This window comes from Yersinia artesiana, from assembly GCF_902726545.1.
In the GTDB taxonomy this organism is placed as follows: domain Bacteria; phylum Pseudomonadota; class Gammaproteobacteria; order Enterobacterales; family Enterobacteriaceae; genus Yersinia; species Yersinia artesiana.
In genome coordinates this window covers 1-19,321 of the sequence record NZ_CACVAD010000002.1, presented here as the reverse complement: position 1 = coordinate 19,321, position 19,321 = coordinate 1, and the positions used below count along the sequence as shown (strand labels likewise).

The following is a 19,321-nucleotide window of genomic DNA, read 5'->3' as shown; positions in this document are numbered from 1 at the left end:
CAAATTGTGATAAAGCCAACGTTGTGACAAAGAAAATAGGGCCTGTCATCTGCTTGAGTTACCCGTCTCTGTTATCTGCTCATACTTTCTCTGATATTAAAGCTAACGTTAATTATTTTAGTCGTAAATGACTGAAGTCACGTCATCATCAGGTTGTTCCTGCCCCGCTTTGATGATTTCTGCCATTCACTGCGCAGAAAAAGCCTCCTGTAGGATGCAGAGTGTTGTTGCCGCTGCCGCTTATCAGCTATGCTATGCGGATCTCTCTTTATGATATGAAACAGATGATGCTACAGGCGTAGCTGTTTTTCACTATAGGACCACCGGCCGCCATGCAAGAGCAATACCGCCCAGAAGATATCGAAACGCAAGTACAGCTTCACTGGCAAGAGAAGCAAACTTTTAAAGTCACTGAAGATACCAGCAAAGAAAAATATTACTGCCTATCCATGCTGCCGTATCCGTCAGGACGCCTACATATGGGGCACGTTCGTAACTACACCATTGGTGATGTTATCTCCCGTTACCAGCGCATGCTGGGCAAAAACGTGCTACAGCCTATCGGCTGGGATGCATTTGGTCTGCCAGCTGAAGGTGCTGCGGTAAAAAACAATACCGCTCCGGCCCCCTGGACTTACGACAACATCGAATACATGAAGAACCAGTTAAAGTTACTGGGCTTCGGCTACGATTGGGATCGCGAGATTACCACCTGTGACCCCGATTACTATCGTTGGGAACAGTGGTTCTTCACCAAATTGTATGAGAAAGGCATGGTCTACAAAAAGACCTCTGCGGTTAACTGGTGTCCACACGATCTGACCGTTTTGGCTAACGAGCAGGTTATCGACGGCTGCTGCTGGCGTTGTGATACCAAAGTTGAACGTAAAGAAATCCCACAGTGGTTTATTAAAATCACTGATTACGCTGATCAATTGCTTAATGACCTGGACACGCTGGAAAGCTGGCCAGAACAAGTCAAGACGATGCAGCGTAACTGGATTGGCCGCTCCGAAGGGGTTGATATCATTTTCGACGTCGCGGATAGCGAAGAGAAGCTCTCCGTTTACACCACGCGTCCAGACACCTTTATGGGGGTAACCTACGTAGCCGTTGCTGCTGGTCACCCGCTGTCATTACAAGCCGCGGCGACTAACCCCGCACTGGCTGATTTTGTTGCTGAATGCCGTAACACCAAGGTTGCCGAAGCTGAAATGGCCACCATGGAGAAAAAAGGCATGGCCACCGGCCTGTACGCCATCCATCCACTGACAGGTGAAAAATTACCTATCTGGGCGGCTAACTTTGTCTTGATGGATTACGGCACCGGTGCGGTAATGGCGGTTCCAGGCCACGATGCCCGCGACTGGGAATTTGCGACTAAATATAATTTGCCAATCAAACCGGTTATTTTGGCCGCTGATGGCAGTGAGCCAGACTTGAGCCAGGAAGCCATGACCGAGAAAGGCATACTGTTCAACTCCGGTGAGTTTGATGGTCTGAATTATGAAGATGGCTTCAATGCTGTCGCCGACAAACTGGTCGCCCTCGGCGTGGGCCAGCGAAAAGTCAACTATCGCCTGCGTGACTGGGGTGTTTCCCGCCAGCGTTATTGGGGTGCGCCTATCCCGATGGTGACCCTGGAAGACGGCACCGTGGTACCGACACCTGAAGATCAACTGCCGGTTATCCTGCCGGAAGATGTGGTGATGGATGGTATTACCAGCCCAATAAAGGCCGATCCTGAGTGGGCAAAAACTACCGTTAATGGTATGCCCGGCCTGCGTGAAACCGATACCTTTGATACCTTTATGGAATCATCATGGTATTACGCGCGCTACACCTGTCCACAATTTGATAAAGGTATGCTGGATCCAGCCGCCGCCAACTATTGGCTGCCGGTCGATCAATATGTCGGTGGTATCGAACATGCCATCATGCACCTGATGTATTTCCGCTTTTTCCACAAATTGCTGCGTGACGCAGGTTTAGTTGACTCTGATGAGCCAGCCAAGCGCCTGCTGTGTCAGGGTATGGTTCTGGCAGATGCCTTCTACTACACCGGTTCCAACGGTGAACGTATCTGGGTTTCACCGGTTGATGCCATTGTTGAGCGTGATGATAAAGGCCGTATTGTTAAAGCGACTGATGCCGAAGGCCATGAACTGGTTTACGCAGGCATGAGCAAAATGTCGAAATCGAAAAATAACGGTATCGACCCGCAAGTCATGGTAGAAAAGTACGGTGCTGATACCGTGCGCCTGTTTATGATGTTTGCTTCACCGGCAGAAATGACGCTGGAATGGCAGGAATCAGGTGTTGAAGGGGCTAACCGCTTCCTGAAACGCGTCTGGCGTCTGGCCTATGATCACACCGCCAAAGGAGCAACCGCACCACTGGATGTTGCCAGCCTGACGGAAGAGCAGAAATCATTGCGTCGCGACCTGCACAAAACCATTGCCAAAGTCACTGATGACGTGGGCCGCCGTCAAACTTTCAATACCGCGATTGCTGCGGTGATGGAGTTGATGAATAAGCTGGGCCGCGCACCGCAGGAAACCGAGCAAGACCGTGCTCTGCTGCAAGAAGCATTACTGGCAGTGGTTCGTATGCTTTATCCATTCACCCCCCATGTTTGTTTCAGCTTGTGGCAAGCGCTGGGTGGCGAGGGTGATATTGATACCGCACCATGGCCAGTCGCTGATGAACAGGCGATGGTTGAAGACTCTAAATTAGTGGTCGTACAGGTTAATGGCAAAGTGCGTGGCCGCATTACTGTGCCAGCCGATGCCACTGAACAGCAAGTGCGTGAACGTGCTGGTCAGGAACACTTGGTGGCTAAATACCTGGATGGGGTTACTGTACGTAAAGTCATCTATGTCCCTGGCAAACTGCTTAACCTGGTTGTAGGTTAAGGCAAGGAGGAGTTGTGCGACATCGTATTCTGATGCTGTTGCTGGGGTTGGCGGTGCTGGTCACCGCGGGCTGTGGCTTTAATCTGCGCGGCACCACTCAGGTGCCACCTGAACTGCAAAAACTGTTGCTGGAAAGTAGAGATCCTTATGGCCCGTTAACCCGTGCGATACGCCAACAATTGCGTTTAAGTAACGTCACTATTGTTGATGACCCGATGCGCAAAGACTTGCCAACACTGCGGATTATCGGTTCATCCCAGAGTCAGGATACCGTGTCTATCTTCCGTAACGGTGTGACAGCCGAGTATCAGTTGGTATTACACGTTCAGGCGCAAGTATTGATTCCAGGTCATGATATTTACCCAATTCGGGTGAATGTCTTCCGTACCTTCTTCGATAACCCGTTAACCGCACTGGCGAAAGAAGCTGAAGCCGAAGTGCTGCGTCAGGAAATGCGTGACCAGGCGGCGCAACAGTTAGTGCGTAAGTTGTTGGTGGTACATGCCGCGGAAATAAAAAACGCACAGGAAAATGGCGATACACTCACTGGCAGTCAGACTGCCACCGGTGCTGCTAAAATGGCTGATGTCGAAGAAATTAATATTGGCAAACCTGCCGTCAGTGCCTCTGCCCAATGATCCGAGTTTATCCTGAACAACTTGTCGCGCAGCTCCATGAGGGGCTGCGCGCTTGTTATCTGTTGTGTGGTAACGAACCCTTGTTATTACAGGAAAGTCAGGACCATATTCGCCGTGTAGCAGCAGCGCATGATTTCAGTGAGTATTTCAGTTTTTCACTGGATGCCCACACTGAATGGGACAATATTTTTAGCCTTTGTCAGGCGCTGAGCTTATTTGCCAACCGCCAAATATTACAGTTAAGTTTCCCTGACAGTGGATTAACTGCACCGATGAATGAGCAATTGGTCAAATTATCCGGCCTTTTGCACCCAGATATTCTGCTGATATTGCGCGCCAATAAGTTGACTAAAGCGCAAGAAAACAGCGCATGGTTTAAAGCTCTCAGCCCAAATGCGGTGTTCGTCAGTTGCCAGACACCAGAACAGGCGCAGCTCCCTCGTTGGGTAAGCACGCGCGCCAAAAGTCTAAATTTAGATATTGATGATGCCGCCGTTCAGCTACTTTGCTACTGCTATGAGGGTAACCTGCTGGCGTTATCACAGGCATTGGAACGCCTATCATTACTCTATCCGGACGGTAAATTAACACTGCCCAAAGTAGAGCAAGCCGTCAACGATGCCGCACATTTCACCCCTTACCACTGGCTTGATGCTTTGCTGGCGGGGAAAAGCAAACGTGCCTGGCATATCCTGCAACAATTACAGCAGGAAGACAGTGAGCCGGTTATTTTGCTACGCACGCTTCAGCGCGAGTTATTGCAATTGTTAACGCTAAAGCGCCGCATGGAGCAGGTGCCACTGCGAACATTATTCGATCAATTTAAAGTGTGGCAAAATCGTCGTCCGATGATGACCCAAGCGCTACAACGTCTTTCCATGCCACAACTGCAACAAGCCGTGCGTTTACTGACACAGATGGAAGTTCGCCTGAAACAGGATTACGGTCAGTCAATCTGGCCGGAGCTAGAAACACTATCTATGCTGATGTGTGGAAAAATTTTACCTGAGAGTTTTTTTGATGCCCAATAAATCCCCGACTCGCACCCTGTATGCCCTGTTCGGCGGTACTTTTGATCCCATTCATTATGGCCATTTAAAGCCTGTTGAAGCATTGGCTCAACAAGTGGGTTTGCAACACATTATTTTGCTACCTAATCATGTGCCACCTCATCGCCCTCAACCTGAGGCCAATGCACAGCAGCGGCTAAAAATGGTCGAACTGGCTGTGGCCGGCAACCCATTGTTCAGTGTTGATTCACGAGAGTTATTGCGTGATACCCCATCATTCACCATTGACACCTTGGAGTCACTTCGTAAAGAACGTGGTGCTGAACGTCCCTTAGCGTTTATTATTGGGCAAGATTCATTATTATCGCTGCATAAATGGCATCGCTGGCAGTCATTGTTAGATGTGTGTCATTTGCTAGTGTGCGCTCGCCCAGGCTATGCGCAAACACTGGAAACACCAGAGCTACAGCAATGGCTTGATGCTCATCGCGTTTTTGATCCACAAGCACTGAGCCTGCGCCCGCATGGTGCAATTTATCTGGCAGATACGCCTTTACTGGACATTTCTGCCACTGATATTCGCCATCGGCGTCATAACGGCGAAAGTTGCGATGATCTCCTGCCACGTGCTGTACAGCGATATATTGAGTTACAAGGTTTATATCGCCAAAATAATTGAAGTTGCAGGTAGGCAGCAAGAGAATGACAAATCGGTCGGGAACCGATTTGAACAGCATTTATGCTAGCCCGTAGGGTGAGCCTCAAGGATGAGGCTCATTAGCCCCGATGAGCTTACTCAGGTAAGTGATTCGGGTGAGTGAACGTAGCGAACACCCCTGTGGCTTCAAGTATGAAAGCGATTCGTGGCTGAGGGTTTATATCGCGATGCATTGACCCATGTTATACTCCGCCGCTAAATTTCAGGTATTCGCTGAAAACCCCTGTGAATTAGCATAAACAGCTGGCTTTCAGCGGCATCCTGCCGATAAATACATCATAACCGTTCGCTACCGGTAACTGTCCACGGGGTATCCTGTGAAACAGTACCTGAGAACGTTATAGACAGAAATCACCCGAGGGGGAACCTTTGCAAGGTAAAGCGCTCCAAGAATTTGTTATCGACAAGCTCGATGATTTGAAAGGCCAGGACATCATCACTCTGGATGTTCAGGGTAAGTCCAGTATCACTGATTACATGATTATTTGTACCGGCACCTCTACCCGCCATGTGATGGCATTGGCAGATAACCTGGTTCAGGAATCCCGTGCGGCAGGCATGATACCTTTGGGTATCGAAGGTCAGGGTGTTTCTGACTGGGTAGTGGTCGATTTAGGCGAAGTGATTGTGCATGTGATGCAAGAAGAAAGCCGCCGTATGTATGAACTGGAAAAACTCTGGAGCTAAGCGGTGAAACTGCAACTGGTAGCCGTCGGCACCAAAATGCCAGACTGGGTGCAGACAGGTTTTACCGATTACCTGCGCCGCTTTCCCAAAGATATGCCCTTCGAGCTGGTAGAGATACCCGCAGGTAAACGGGGCAAAAATGCGGATATCAAACGCATTTTGGAAAAAGAAGGCGAGCTGATGCTGGCAGCGGTTGGCAAAAACAACCGTATTGTCACGCTGGATATCCCAGGTACTCCCTGGGAGACCCCGCAGTTGGCTCAGCAATTAGAACGCTGGAAACAGGATGGCCGTGATGTCAGCCTGTTGATTGGCGGGCCTGAGGGATTAGCCCCGGCCTGTAAAGCCGCCGCAGAGCAGAGCTGGTCGCTCTCTCCGTTGACGCTACCCCACCCTTTAGTGCGCGTTTTAGTGGCTGAAAGCCTCTATCGTGCCTGGAGTATTACGACCAACCACCCTTATCATCGGGAATAAGCGGGCGATGAACCTGAGTAAAGTGATAGCTCTGAGTAAGATGCTGGTTTTGGGCAAAATGAAGTAGCAGTGGGATGAAAAAAGAACCTAATCCTTTTCGCGACTATTCGGCTGAGTCAGCCTTGTTTGTCCGCCGTGCCCTCGTGGCGTTCCTCGGTATCCTGCTGCTAAGTGGGATATTGGTCGCAAACATGTACAATTTGCAGATCGTCCGTTTTGAAGACTATCGCACCCGTTCCAATGAAAACCGCATTAAACTGGTTCCTATCGCCCCTAGCCGCGGCATGATATTTGACCGTAACGGTACTCCGCTGGCAATGAACCGGACGATTTATCAGTTAGAACTGATGCCGGAAAAAATTGAAGATCTCCCCGCGACCCTCAATGCACTGCGCCCGATAGTAGATCTGACGGATGAGGATATCGCCAATTTTGAAAAAGAGCGTAAGCGCTCACGCCGCTTTACCTCTATTGCGGTTAAAACACCGCTCACCGAAGTGCAGGTCGCTCGTTTCGCGGTTAATCAGTTCCGCTTCCCCGGCATTGAGGTCAAAGGCTACCAACGCCGCTACTACCCTTATGGCTCAGCGCTGACCCACGTTATCGGCTACGTTTCCAAGATTAACGACAAAGACGTTGAGCGGCTGGATAAAGAAGGTATTCTCGCGAACTATGCCGCCACCCACGATATCGGCAAACTGGGTATTGAGCGCTATTATGAATCAGTATTACACGGCAAAACCGGTTATGAAGAAGTTGAAGTCAATAACCGTGGCCGGGTGATCCGCCAATTACATGAGCAACCACCGCAAGCCGGTAAAGACATTTATCTGACACTCGATTTGCACTTGCAAACCTATATTGAGCAGTTGTTAAGTGGTAGCCGTGCGGCAGTAGTGGTAACAGATCCGCGCACCGGTGGCATATTGGCCTTAGTGTCAAACCCAAGCTATGACCCGAATTTGTTTGTCGATGGTATCTCTAATAAAGATTACCAAGGGTTATTGAACGATCCGAATCGCCCATTGATCAACCGCGCCACTCAAGGGGTTTACCCGCCTGCCTCAACGGTAAAGCCCTATATTGCGGTTTCGGCTCTCAGTGCCGGTGTTATTACCAAAAACACCAGCCTATTTGATCCCGGTTGGTGGCAGTTGCCCGGTTCGGAAAAACGTTTTCGCGACTGGAAGAAATGGGGCCATGGCCGGCTGAATGTCACCAAAGCGTTGGAAGAGTCGGCCGATACCTTCTTCTATCAGGTGGCTTATGACATGGGGATTGATCGTTTATCCTCATGGATGAGTAAATTCGGTTACGGTGAATACACCGGTATCGACTTATCTGAAGAGCGGGCTGGCCTCATGCCGACCCGTGAATGGAAACAAAAACGCCATAAAAAACCTTGGTATCAAGGGGATACCATCCCCGTAGGTATCGGTCAGGGCTATTGGACTGCCACGCCTATTCAGATGGCAAAAGCCCTGATGACCCTGATCAATGATGGTGCAGTTAAAACACCTCATTTGCTGCAAAGCACTCGGATTGATGGCGTTTTAGTGCCTTATAAGCAAGAAGACAGTACTCAGATTGGCGATATTCATTCTGGCTACTGGGAAATTGCTAAAGATGGCATGTATGGCGTAGCCAACCGCCCGAACGGAACGGGGCGTAAGTTCTTTGAAGGTACGCCATATAAAGCAGCAGCCAAATCCGGTACCGCGCAAGTGTATAGCTATGAAACCTATAATGCCCATAAAGTGGCCGAGCACTTACGTGACCATAAGTTAATGGTTGCCTTTGCCCCTTACGAGAACCCGACGGTATCTGTCGCCATGATTTTAGAAAACGGCGGGGCCGGGCCTGCGGTAGGGACGATTACCCGTCAAATTCTCGACCATATCTTATTGGGCGATAACAACACTGAATTACCGGATGCAGCTCCTCTGCCTCCGGGCGTTGAAGCAGACTAGCTAAAGCAGATTAGTTGCAGCGGATTAAGGTAACTCATGACTGATAATCAACAAAAAGGCTCTTTGTGGTACAAAATGCACATTGACCTGCCGTTTCTGCTTTGCGTACTGGCGCTGCTGGCTTATAGCGCCTTCGTGATGTGGAGCGCCAGCGGGCAAGACATGGGCATGATGGAACGCAAAGTCGGTCAAATTGCAATGGGCCTGGTTGTGATGCTGGTCATGGCGCAGATCCCGCCCCGCGTCTATGAAAGCTGGGCGCCTTATCTCTATTTCGTCTGTGTCATTTTACTGGTCTTGGTTGATGCATTTGGCCAAATCAGTAAAGGTGCACAGCGCTGGCTGGATTTGGGCTTTATTCGTTTCCAACCCTCTGAAATTGCGAAAATTGCGGTTCCCTTAATGGTCGCACGCTTTATGAACCGCGACGTCTGCCCCCCGTCCTTGAAAAATACCGGTATCGCACTGATTTTAATCTTTATGCCGACCTTATTGGTCGCCGCACAACCCGATCTGGGTACCTCTATCCTGATAGCCGCCTCCGGCTTATTTGTCCTGTTCCTTTCCGGTATGAGCTGGCGTTTGATTGCCATTGCAGCCATTTTGGTCGCCGCATTTATTCCTATTTTGTGGTTCTTCCTGATGCATGGCTATCAGCGAGACCGCGTGATGATGCTGCTAGACCCAGAAAGTGATCCACTCGGTGCGGGCTATCATATTATTCAGTCTAAAATTGCTATTGGTTCCGGTGGGTTATCAGGTAAAGGCTGGCTGCACGGAACTCAGTCACAGTTGGAATTCCTGCCAGAACGCCACACCGACTTTATCTTTGCTGTACTGGCAGAAGAGTTAGGTTTAATCGGCGTATTGGTACTATTAGCCCTCTATTTGTGCCTGATTATGCGGGGTTTGGTGATTGCAGCTCATGCACAAACCACCTTCGGCCGAGTCATGGTTGGCGGGCTAATGCTGATTCTCTTTGTATATGTGTTTGTTAACATAGGTATGGTAAGTGGAATTTTACCTGTGGTTGGCGTACCTTTGCCTTTGGTCAGCTACGGAGGCTCGGCGCTGATAGTGCTGATGGCCGGGTTTGGTATCGTGATGTCGATACATACTCATCGAAAAATGTTATCTAAGAATTTATAGAGGTGAGCAATGCGTAAGGAATGGCTTTGGATCGGCATCGCAGGTGTATTGCTATCAGCATGTACCAGTCAACCTCCTGCCCCCCAGCAACAGGTGCAGCAGACATACAATGGCCCGGTGGTAGAAATAAGCGGTGCAGAACCACGCTATGAACCTTTCAATCCTAACTTTAATCAGGATTATAAAGTGAATGGCCAGTCTTACAGCATCGTTAAAGACCCGCAAAACTTCAGTCAAGTGGGGCTGGCGGCATGGTACGGTGAAGAGGCTAATGGCAACTCTACAGCAACGGGCGAAATTTTTGATCCCAATGCATTAACAGCCGCCCACCCTACTCTGCCCATCCCAAGCTATGTGCGAGTCACTAACATCAGCAATGGTCGCCAGATTGTGGTGCGCGTCAATGACCGCGGCCCCTATACCCCTGGCCGGGTGATTGATTTATCCAAAGCTGCCGCTGACCGCCTAAATATTTCGAATAATACCAAAGTGAAGATTGATTTTATCAATGTAGCACCTGATGGCTCATTATCCGGCCCCGGAATGGTTGGCACCACCATCGCGAAGCAAAGCTATGCATTACCCAGCCGCCCGGACCTCACTTCCAGTGGTATGGGTACCCCGATTCAGCAAGATGCTCCGGCAGTAAGTGCGCCTGTGCGCCCTATCGATAACAGTCATTTGTCCGGTGCTGATGCGACTCAGCCGGTGGCACCACAAAGCAGTGGTTTCCTGCGGGCAGCAACCCCCGTACCCGCAGGTGTGCTCGAAAGTTCCGAACCCGCGCTGAGTTCACAATCGGTACAGCCACCGGTAGTCGCTAACCCCGGCCCTGTTACCTCGTCAGTGGCAGCAACACCGGCCACCGTCCCATCATCTGGTGGCTATGTGGTTCAAGTGGGCGCACTGAGTGATGCAAGCCGTGCCCAAACCTGGCAGCAGAGTCTGAGTCAACGTTTTGGTGTACCGGGGAAAGTCGCTACCAATGGCAGCGTCCACCGTGTTCAGCTTGGGCCATTTAGTAGCCGCCAGCAGGCTGTTGAACTGCAACAGCGCCTGTCGAGCGAGGCTCAACAGCAGTCCTTTGTGGTTGCGGCACCTTAAATATACATAGCTTGTAGCAATTTAAGGCCAACCAAACAAAAATAACCGTAACTCCCTGTGCTAACAGAATGTTACGGTTGAATGCATAAGCGCCACATGAGTTTATAGCCAAAATAATTGGCGCTGTCGCAAGGCAGCAGCGTCAAGTCAGAAGGCTATGGTATGATGTGGCACGTTTTTTAACTTACTTCCACGGATGTTGTTGTCCTGATCATGAAATATGTAACTACTTCTCGTATTATCAAGAGCCTGGCGCTCGGCACTGTTATTGTTATGAGCGCAGCATCTGCTGCAAACGCTGATGACGTCAACTTAAAAACCATGATCCCCGGCGTACCACAGATCGACGCGGAAGCCTACGTTCTGATTGATTACAACTCCGGCAAAGTATTAGCAGAAATGAATGCCGATGCACGCCGCAATCCTGCCAGCCTGACCAAAATGATGACCAGTTATGTCATTGGGCAAGCCATCAAAGCAGGTAAAATCGGGCCAGAAGATATGGTTACCGTGGGTAAAGATGCGTGGGCGACCGGCAATCCTGAATTCAAGGGTTCGTCGTTGATGTTCCTGAAACCAGGTGACCGTGTGCCAGTGTCGAAACTAACTCGTGGTATCAACCTGCAATCGGGTAACGATGCTTGTGTTGCTATGGCGGATTACGTTGCCGGCAGCCAGGACTCATTCGTAAACCTGATGAATAATTACGTTAAAGCGCTGGGCCTGCAAAATACCCAGTTCAAAACCGTTCACGGTTTAGATGCCGAAGGGCAGTACAGCTCTGCACGCGATATGGCGCTGATTGGTCAAGCGCTGATTCGTGATGTGCCAGATGAGTATGCTATCTACAAAGAGAAAGAATTCACTTTCAATAATATCCGTCAGATGAACCGTAATGGTTTGCTGTGGGATACCAGCTTGAATGTTGATGGTATCAAAACCGGCCATACCGAAGCTGCTGGTTATAATCTGGTGGCATCCGCTACCGATGGGCAAATGCGCTTGATTTCAGCCGTTTTGGGTGGTCACACTTATAAAGGCCGTGAAACTGAAAGCAAAAAACTGCTGACCTGGGGCTTCCGTTTCTTTGAAACCGTCGCACCATTGAAAGTCGGTAAAGAGTTTGCTTCAGAGCCAGTTTGGTTCGGTGACAGTGATCGTGTGCAGTTAGGTGTGGATAAAGACGTCTATCTGACTATCCCACGCGGCCGAATGAAAGACTTGAAAGCCAGCTATGTTCTGAATACTCCAGAAATCCATGCGCCACTGGCGAAAAACCAGGTTGTTGGGATGATTAACTTCCAGTTGGATGGCAAAACCATCGATCAACGCCCACTGGTTGTCATGAATGAAGTGAAAGAAGGCGGTTTCTTCAGCCGCATGGTGGACTACATCAAACTGATGTTCCACCGCTGGTTCGGCTAATCGCAGGGCTTGAAAAACAGCAGACTGCCCCCACGTTATAAATAATGTGAAACTCCCGCTCCGGCGGGAGTTATAATTTTATAGTCGGATATTTTTTATCCTAACACCTGTCCGACAACAATCTGTCCGTCAAACCCCAGGAGCGCACATGAAAACTAAACTGAACGAACTGCTTGAGTTCCCTTGTCCCTTTACCTACAAGGTAATGGGCATTGCTGAACCTCAACTGGTTAACCAGGTGGTTGAAGTGGTACAGCGCCATGCTCCGGGCGATTATACCCCACAGGTAAAACCGAGCAGCAAAGGCAACTATCACTCTGTTTCCATTACCATCACAGCGACCCACATCGAGCAAGTGGAAACGCTGTATGAAGAATTAGGTAATCTTGAATTGGTCAGAATGGTACTGTAATACCGTTCAAATACTGACCATTCACCTATGGCCCACACAGCTTACTCAGCCGTCGGGCCTTATTTTTTACGACCAAATTATCGCTTTCACTTGTCAAAATGGTGGCCCCTTACGGCTGGGCTGGTATACTGGCGCCACCATTTCTGTAACCAGATGATGCCTCGCTTGCAACAACACAAGATCATTTTACGCCAGCTAGGGCTACAACCCTATGCCCCCGTATCTCAAGCCATGCATAATTTTACTGAGTTTCGCACCGATGCCAGCGCGGATGAAATCTGGCTGGTTGAGCATCAACAAGTCTTTACTCAGGGTCAGGCAGGAAAAGCCGAACATGTTTTGATGCCCGGTGATATTCCGGTTATCCAAAGTGATCGCGGGGGCCAGGTCACTTACCATGGCCCAGGCCAACAAGTCATGTATATCATGATTGATCTCAAGCGGGCCAAATTGGGTGTACGGCAGTTAGTGACCGCTATTGAGAACACTGTGATTGCGACGCTAGCCCATTTAGACATTGAATCACAAGCTCGCCCGGATGCTCCCGGTGTTTATGTGGGTCAACAGAAAATTTGCTCATTAGGTCTGCGCATTCGCAGGGGCTGTTCATTCCATGGTCTGGCATTAAATGTTGCAATGGATCTGGAACCCTTCCAGCGCATTAATCCCTGTGGCTACGCAGGGATGCAAATGACGCAAGTCAGCGCGCTGAAAGCGGGTACCACTATGGCTGATGTTCAACCGATATTGGTGCACGAATTTACCCGCCAGCTAGGTTATCCCGATGCCGAGCAGCAGCCGTGGTCATTGGCTGATTATTTACCGCCAGACGTCCAATAACCCGGCAATAAGCAATGTAAAGTATGAATAACGCTCCTACAGCGACTCAATATGGCGCTATTTACAAACGCCTACAAAATTGGGGGCTGAATGGGACTGGCTAAAGATGATATAATTTTTAAACAATTTTCAAAAATTTTTTAACGACGCCACATCCCGTTGAATTTAATTAAAAATCTCAAGTTGAGAGATTCAGAACTGGAACCTGCACGATTATGAGTAAACCGATTCAGATGGAACGCGGCGTCAAATACCGCGACGCAGATAAAATGGCGCTCATCCCGATTAAAACCGTGGTTACCGAACGCCAAGAGCTGCTACGCAAACCCGAGTGGATGAAAATCAAGCTTCCTGCTGACTCCAGCCGCATTCAAGGTATTAAAGCAGCAATGCGTAAAAATGGTCTGCACTCGGTTTGTGAAGAAGCCTCCTGCCCCAACCTGTCGGAGTGCTTTAACCACGGTACCGCGACCTTTATGATCCTCGGCGCAATTTGCACCCGCCGCTGCCCATTCTGCGACGTTGCCCACGGTCGTCCAGTGACACCGGATGCCAATGAGCCAGAGAAATTGGCTCAGACTATCAAAGACATGGGCTTGCGCTATGTGGTTATCACCTCTGTTGACCGTGATGATTTGCGTGATGGCGGTGCTCAACACTTTGCAGATTGCATCTCAGCGATTCGAGCCAAAAATCCAACCATTAAAATCGAAACATTAGTACCCGATTTCCGTGGCCGTATGGATCGCGCATTAGATATTTTGACTGTCACACCACCTGATGTCTTTAATCATAATTTGGAAAACGTTCCACGGGTATATCGTCAGGTTCGCCCAGGGGCTAACTATGAATGGTCACTTAAATTATTGGAGCGTTTTAAAGAGGCCCATCCAGATATTCCGACCAAATCTGGTTTGATGGTCGGTTTGGGTGAAACCAATGCTGAAATCGTGGAAGTGATGCGAGATTTACGCCGTCACGGCGTAACGATGCTGACACTGGGGCAATATTTGCAACCTAGCCGTCACCATCTGCCTGTACAGCGCTATGTTAGCCCAGCGGAGTTTGATGAAATGAAAGCGGAAGCAATGGCAATGGGCTTTACCCATGCGGCTTGCGGCCCATTTGTTCGCTCCTCTTACCATGCTGACCTGCAAGCAAAAGGGTTGGAAGTAAAATAAGCCAATCGAGCCTGAATAGTTGTTCAGGCAAGTTTGATTGAAATACTTTATTACACCTTAAATCGCAGACAATCAAAAACGGATTTCCATTGGAGATCCGTTTTTGTTTCTCAGCCCGATTTCTATTACCTGGCGATTTAATCAGTCTTTATGCTCAATAGGCGGTTTGGCTTCAGTTGCTGATTTAGACTCCGCAGCCGTATTGGCAGGAGGAGCATCGTCATTGCCCATCGCCTTTTTAAAGCCTTTCAGAGCCGCGCCCAGATCCGCACCCAGCGTGCGCAATTTGCTGGTACCAAACAACAACACAATCAATATGCCGACTACCAGCAATTTGGTAATACTGATACCTTCCATACACACCTTCTTGATTAGCACTGTTCATTAAATCATGCGCTATTTACGAATAAATTGCCGATTAAAACAAGAGTAATATGTAACAGATTTCGTTAGTGAACTATGATTTACTCAAGGGTCTATTCTTCTTTATTTTGACTCATCCCGGATGAGACATTGCCGTAAACATCCCCCCAAAGCAGAAAAAACGAGGGAGCCGCCAATTGCCTTATTCAAGTAGAATCAATACCCGTCGATCCGGGTTAAGTTTTGCTAAAAGGACTTATTTACCCCGAGTATTTGGCTTAGGTATTGGCATGTTTTGTGTCGGCTCCGTGCTCTACACACAAAATGCCTCATTATGGCTATGGTTCATGCTCGTCCTTAATGGATTGGCCTGGCCACATATTGCATACCTACTGGCCTTACGCTCGGAGCAACCCCTCGAGCAAGAAATCATTAATATGAAAATAGACTCAGCACTAGGCGGTGTCTGGGTTGCAATAATGTCATTCAATGCTCTGCCATCCGTCGTTATTCTCTCAATGATGAGTATGAATAATATTGCTTCTGGTGGAAAAAACGTTTTTTGTAAAGGACTGGCATTGCAGATAGCCTGTAGTTTACTGACTGCGTGGATATTTAATTTGCCCTTTAAACCTGAAACCTCTCCGCTTCAGGTATATGCCTGCCTGCCGATGATAATAATCTACCCTTCTCTACTCGGCTTAGTCACCTATAGAACCGCAAAACGGTTAGCCGAAAATAAAGAAGAGTTATTGCGCATCAGTGTCAGGGATGGATTAACAGGGCTGTATAATCGCAGACATTGGGAGCACCAACTCCATAATCAATTTGATAGTTGCCGACGCTACCAACATGGAGCAACACTCATTTTATTGGATATTGATAATTTTAAATCTATTAATGATACCTTTGGTCATGCAGTGGGTGATGAAGCTATTACAGTTCTCGCGGAAGAATTACTGCTGGGGTTACGCGCTATTGATATTGTTGGCCGCTATGGTGGGGATGAATTTGGTGCTATTTTACCTAATACGACTGCCGAACAAACGCGGGAAGTATTAATGCGAATTCAGGAAAGGCTGGCCGATTTAGTTTTTACCCAGGCACCGCCCCTACAACTCAGAGTCAGTGCCGGTATCGCGGATTACCGCCATGATATGATTAACTATCAGCAATGGTTAAAAGCTGCCGACTCAGCGCTATATCTGGCAAAAGACAATGGGCGCAACCGCATTGAACTGGCAAGTTAAATCACAGCAAAATTCCGATGTAGCGATATTTAAAGAAAGGTGTTTATGTTTAATACATTGCTTGCAGTATTTATTGGTGGTGGTGTGGGCAGTGTCGCCCGTTGGTTGGTCAGTATGAAGCTAAACAGTTTTTCCCCCAATATCCCGGTGGGAACACTTATTGTAAACCTGGTCGGTGCTTTTATTATCGGTCTGACATTAGCACTGTTCACCCGAATTGCGCACATTGATCCTGTTTGGAAGTTACTCATTACCACAGGCTTTTGTGGTGGACTGACAACATTTTCAACCTTCTCTGTTGAAGTTGTCTATTTACTTCAGGATGGGAAATTAGCTTGGGCTGCTGGCACAATTGCACTTAATCTTGCCGGTTCACTCGCCATGACAATGCTGGCTTTCATATTGGTTAATTACTTTGCTGGGCAATAATCGCGGAGAAAAGAGCGCCACTGTTTACAGCATCTTAATGTTTTCTTAATCTACGAACCGGATAATTATTTAGCAAAGAACAGTTAGCCAATGGGGTGACTGATGTGCTGGATAGATCCTATGTTTAGTTTACCTAAAACCGGAACCGAATGGCTGGCAATCATTTTTTGCCTGGCTATCACTGTTGCCTTTTTAAGGGCATATCTGTTTTAGCCCACTCCCCGTCAATATACTTTTCGACGCTATAAATAAAAAACCCGCCTGATAACAATGAGGCGGGTTTTAAGAAATATGGGCTACTTAGATAGCGATAACATTAGCAGCTGATGGCCCTTTGGCACCGCTCGTGATTTCAAATTCTACACGCTGGCCTTCAGCAAGAGTTTTGAAACCGTTGCTAGCGATGGCTGAGAAATGAACGAAAACGTCTTTGCTGCCATCTTCTGGGGTAATGAAACCAAAGCCTTTAGCTTCATTGAACCACTTTACGCTACCTTTAATCTTAGACATCAAACTTACCTTTACGTGAATGTTGGACACAAAATGTGTGTCCAATACAGTACAGCAATAGAACTGTTTTTTGTCCACGGCAGAGATCACAAAAAACAGAGAAAAAGTGAAAAGCCCACCTTTTATGCTCAATTTTTAGCACAGAAATCCATATTTCTCTCTTTTACAATTCACCCTAACTGGCCCTAAAAAAGGGTCAGACTGTATCTGAAAGCATTTCACCTGTATTATACTTGTCCATTGGATACGCTAATACGAGATGCATGATGAACGGTAGAATAACAACTTTTTTTGAAGATAAAGGTTTTGGTTTCATCACCGATGAAAATGGAGATAACCGTTATTTTCACGTTATTAAAGTTGCTAATCCCGAGATGATTAAAAAAGGTGCGGAGGTGACTTTCGAGCCAACAACCAATACAAAAGGGTTGTCAGCATTTGCGGTGAAAGTGGCTATAGAGAGCAAATACATTTTTATTGCCAATGAAAGAATTAAACTCACCAGCATCAAGTCCTTCAATACCTTCACTAAAGAAGTGCCTGCACAGGCTGAAGTCGATAAAGCCAATACCATCCTTTCGGTCAATTTACTAATGAATAAAATCCGACCGCAAGAAGAGGATATTTCAGAAAAAACAGTGCCATTGAAAATGTTATCGATTACAACATTCCAAAATGTCACATACACATTCTCTGAACATGAAGTTGATATTGACAGTACCATCGCCAAATTGAAGAGTATTTAATCACAATTTGCTTTTACTAAAACAAAGCGGCCCCATAAACAGCCCCAAATAGCTTTGGGGCTGTCCGGGTATTCCCGGTTTTTTAAGCTGGCATCCCTGCCCGCTAGCACTAGACAATCCCTTTGGTATTCTCTGATGTTGACGGAAAAAGCAACCAAAAATTCAGTCCATTATTTGTATTAACTATTTGAACATAAACATTTTAATTAACTCAACGTCAGTACGGGCCCCCAGTTTTTTCATGGCAGACCTTTTTTGTCCACTGACTGTCTTCTCACTTTTTTTCAAAATCCTGGCGATATCACCACCAGAAAAGCCCTCATTAAACAATTTCAACACGATATTTTCATTGGGTGTCAAATACTGCCGTTCTGACGACGGCAAGCTTAGAATTTTCGTGGATTTTCGCTCAGATAAATTATCTTTAAGTCCGCGAAGCTTACGTTTGAAAACAGTCGTAATCTTATTAGTAACAGTATCTACACAGTCTTCTCTGAAGATCATTGTTACATTGCCGAATCTTGGGATACCCTGCAAGAAGCTATTCAAACGAGCATCACAAATTAAAAAAACATCGGCTTCTGAAGGCGCTTTATCCAAACGTTTTAGAGCATCGAAGAAACTGAACTCATCAACCCCAATAAAAATGATATCTGCTGAATAAAATGCTTTACGATAGAATTTGATCTCTTTTTTGAATCCTAGAGATGTAAATATCTTTTTTACGATAGTTACCATACCTAGCGTTTGATATTTATCATTATCAACGATCATACAGCTTATCATATTGGCCACACCCGCTAGTGCTTCAGCACTCTATGAATTGTTAACTCACATCTGTTTGTGATGAAATAAAAACTATTAAATATTATGAAGATAGCCCGGAAACACCTTACATTTGAGTAAACCATAGAGGCGCAATGAGATATATAGGAAGTCAACACCGGAGGATGTAGGAAACGTCTTTTTCTCAAAAGAATATTTCTCATTTGTTTATTTAGAGTTAAATCTGTCAGACGTGACAGCATTTGGATAGTATGTGAAAATAGAGAAAAATTAGTAACCTAAATAGGAAAGTTCTAATGCTATACCTCCGCCATCACCAGCTGGATATCTCATTTAACCCTATTTTAAGCCGAACGATTATATGAGAAATGTCGGTTTACATGCGCTAAAGACATTAAGCTGCTTTTCTGCCGTTACCTTTTACTCTGCCAGTAAAACCTGTACCGAACAGTGTTTTTTAGGTGGTGAAGTGATGAGTGTTCTCTACTTTTTGTCGATTATCGCCACTCCACTGTTTTTTATGATTATTGGCTATATCGACTCAAATGATGAGATAGATCAAGCAGATATACTCAGAAAATTAAAATCCATCATAACTATTATCATTTTCTGGAACGTGCTTTTCTACTTTATCAATGAAGATGGTTTCAAGCGGGGCTATTTTCTACAAAGTTGGCTACTATTCAGCATTGCTATTATCTACCTGATCAACCC

Annotated in this window: 19 protein-coding genes and 1 pseudogene; 17 read left to right on the top strand and 3 right to left on the bottom strand. The window is 47.2% G+C overall.

Features of this window, described 5'->3' with window-relative positions:
* Positions 1 to 332: 332 nt before the first annotated feature.
* The 13 genes from leuS (at position 333) to lipA (ending at position 14,523) form a co-directional block, all read left to right on the top strand.
* Positions 333 to 2,915 carry a leucine--tRNA ligase gene (gene leuS, locus HU019_RS00915; RefSeq protein WP_174848023.1) on the top strand — a complete coding sequence of 861 codons (2,583 nt, stop codon included), beginning with the start codon at positions 333 to 335 and terminating at the stop codon, positions 2,913 to 2,915.
* Between the two features lie 14 nt (positions 2,916 to 2,929).
* Positions 2,930 to 3,553 (top strand): LPS assembly lipoprotein LptE, encoded by a 624-nt coding sequence (gene lptE, locus HU019_RS00910; protein WP_174848024.1) that lies wholly within the window; start codon positions 2,930 to 2,932, stop codon positions 3,551 to 3,553.
* Positions 3,550 to 4,584 (top strand): DNA polymerase III subunit delta, encoded by a 1,035-nt coding sequence (holA, locus tag HU019_RS00905; protein ID WP_174848025.1) that lies wholly within the window; start codon positions 3,550 to 3,552, stop codon positions 4,582 to 4,584. The genes lptE and holA overlap by 4 nt, the downstream gene beginning before the upstream one ends.
* Positions 4,574 to 5,242, top strand: coding sequence for a nicotinate-nucleotide adenylyltransferase (gene nadD / locus HU019_RS00900; protein WP_174848026.1), 669 nt, complete (start codon positions 4,574 to 4,576; stop codon positions 5,240 to 5,242). Before holA ends, nadD begins: the two co-directional genes overlap by 11 nt.
* A gap of 408 nt (positions 5,243 to 5,650) precedes the next feature.
* Entirely contained in the window at positions 5,651 to 5,968 is a 318-nt protein-coding gene (gene rsfS, locus HU019_RS00895) for a ribosome silencing factor (protein ID WP_050077660.1), read from the top strand.
* 3 nt (positions 5,969 to 5,971) lie between these two features.
* On the top strand, positions 5,972 to 6,442 hold the full coding sequence (gene rlmH / locus HU019_RS00890; RefSeq protein WP_174848027.1) for a 23S rRNA (pseudouridine(1915)-N(3))-methyltransferase RlmH: 471 nt from the start codon (positions 5,972 to 5,974) through the stop codon (positions 6,440 to 6,442).
* Positions 6,443 to 6,516: 74 nt separating this feature from the next.
* Positions 6,517 to 8,412, top strand: coding sequence for a peptidoglycan DD-transpeptidase MrdA (gene mrdA / locus HU019_RS00885; protein ID WP_174848028.1), 1,896 nt, complete (start codon positions 6,517 to 6,519; stop codon positions 8,410 to 8,412).
* A gap of 36 nt (positions 8,413 to 8,448) precedes the next feature.
* Entirely contained in the window at positions 8,449 to 9,561 is a 1,113-nt protein-coding gene (mrdB, locus tag HU019_RS00880) for a peptidoglycan glycosyltransferase MrdB (protein ID WP_011816839.1), read from the top strand.
* A 9-nt stretch (positions 9,562 to 9,570) separates the two neighbouring features.
* A complete protein-coding gene (gene rlpA, locus HU019_RS00875; RefSeq protein WP_174848029.1) occupies positions 9,571 to 10,665 on the top strand; it encodes an endolytic peptidoglycan transglycosylase RlpA in 1,095 nt (364 codons plus the stop codon).
* 213 nt (positions 10,666 to 10,878) lie between these two features.
* On the top strand, positions 10,879 to 12,090 hold the full coding sequence (gene dacA, locus HU019_RS00870; RefSeq protein ID WP_050077657.1) for a D-alanyl-D-alanine carboxypeptidase DacA: 1,212 nt from the start codon (positions 10,879 to 10,881) through the stop codon (positions 12,088 to 12,090).
* 148 nt (positions 12,091 to 12,238) lie between these two features.
* A complete protein-coding gene (gene ybeD, locus HU019_RS00865) occupies positions 12,239 to 12,502 on the top strand; it encodes a DUF493 family protein YbeD (protein WP_050077656.1) in 264 nt (87 codons plus the stop codon).
* A 153-nt stretch (positions 12,503 to 12,655) separates the two neighbouring features.
* Positions 12,656 to 13,342 carry a lipoyl(octanoyl) transferase LipB gene (gene lipB, locus HU019_RS00860; protein ID WP_174848030.1) on the top strand — a complete coding sequence of 229 codons (687 nt, stop codon included), beginning with the start codon at positions 12,656 to 12,658 and terminating at the stop codon, positions 13,340 to 13,342.
* Positions 13,343 to 13,557: 215 nt separating this feature from the next.
* Positions 13,558 to 14,523, top strand: coding sequence for a lipoyl synthase (gene lipA / locus HU019_RS00855; protein WP_004712243.1), 966 nt, complete (start codon positions 13,558 to 13,560; stop codon positions 14,521 to 14,523).
* 141 nt (positions 14,524 to 14,664) lie between these two features.
* On the opposite strand, the gene tatA is transcribed toward lipA, so the two are convergent.
* Complete coding sequence (gene tatA, locus HU019_RS00850) at positions 14,665 to 14,880, bottom strand: Sec-independent protein translocase subunit TatA (RefSeq protein ID WP_174848031.1); 216 nt, start codon at positions 14,878 to 14,880, stop codon at positions 14,665 to 14,667.
* A 203-nt stretch (positions 14,881 to 15,083) separates the two neighbouring features.
* On the opposite strand from tatA, the gene HU019_RS00845 reads away from it, so the two are divergent.
* Both HU019_RS00845 and crcB read left to right on the top strand, forming a co-directional pair.
* The gene (locus tag HU019_RS00845) at positions 15,084 to 16,136 is read left to right on the top strand and encodes a diguanylate cyclase (protein WP_174848032.1); all 1,053 of its coding nucleotides are present in this window, start codon (positions 15,084 to 15,086) and stop codon (positions 16,134 to 16,136) included.
* A 45-nt stretch (positions 16,137 to 16,181) separates the two neighbouring features.
* The gene (gene crcB, locus HU019_RS00840) at positions 16,182 to 16,565 is read left to right on the top strand and encodes a fluoride efflux transporter CrcB (protein WP_174848033.1); all 384 of its coding nucleotides are present in this window, start codon (positions 16,182 to 16,184) and stop codon (positions 16,563 to 16,565) included.
* Positions 16,566 to 16,865: 300 nt separating this feature from the next.
* Here the strand turns inward: crcB and cspE are convergent, their stop codons facing one another.
* Positions 16,866 to 17,075 (bottom strand): transcription antiterminator/RNA stability regulator CspE, encoded by a 210-nt coding sequence (cspE, locus tag HU019_RS00835; protein WP_004716300.1) that lies wholly within the window; start codon positions 17,073 to 17,075, stop codon positions 16,866 to 16,868.
* A gap of 266 nt (positions 17,076 to 17,341) precedes the next feature.
* On the opposite strand from cspE, the gene HU019_RS00830 reads away from it, so the two are divergent.
* Positions 17,342 to 17,821: a cold-shock protein gene (locus HU019_RS00830; protein ID WP_077293636.1), complete on the top strand. Its 480-nt coding sequence runs from the start codon at positions 17,342 to 17,344 to the stop codon at positions 17,819 to 17,821.
* A gap of 183 nt (positions 17,822 to 18,004) precedes the next feature.
* Here HU019_RS00830 and HU019_RS00825 read toward each other — a convergent pair whose 3' ends face one another.
* Positions 18,005 to 18,595 (bottom strand): helix-turn-helix transcriptional regulator, encoded by a 591-nt coding sequence (locus HU019_RS00825; RefSeq protein ID WP_174848034.1) that lies wholly within the window; start codon positions 18,593 to 18,595, stop codon positions 18,005 to 18,007.
* Between the two features lie 373 nt (positions 18,596 to 18,968).
* Here HU019_RS00825 and HU019_RS00820 point away from each other — a divergent pair.
* Positions 18,969 to 19,321, top strand: a pseudogene (locus HU019_RS00820) (acyltransferase); the annotation flags it as partial.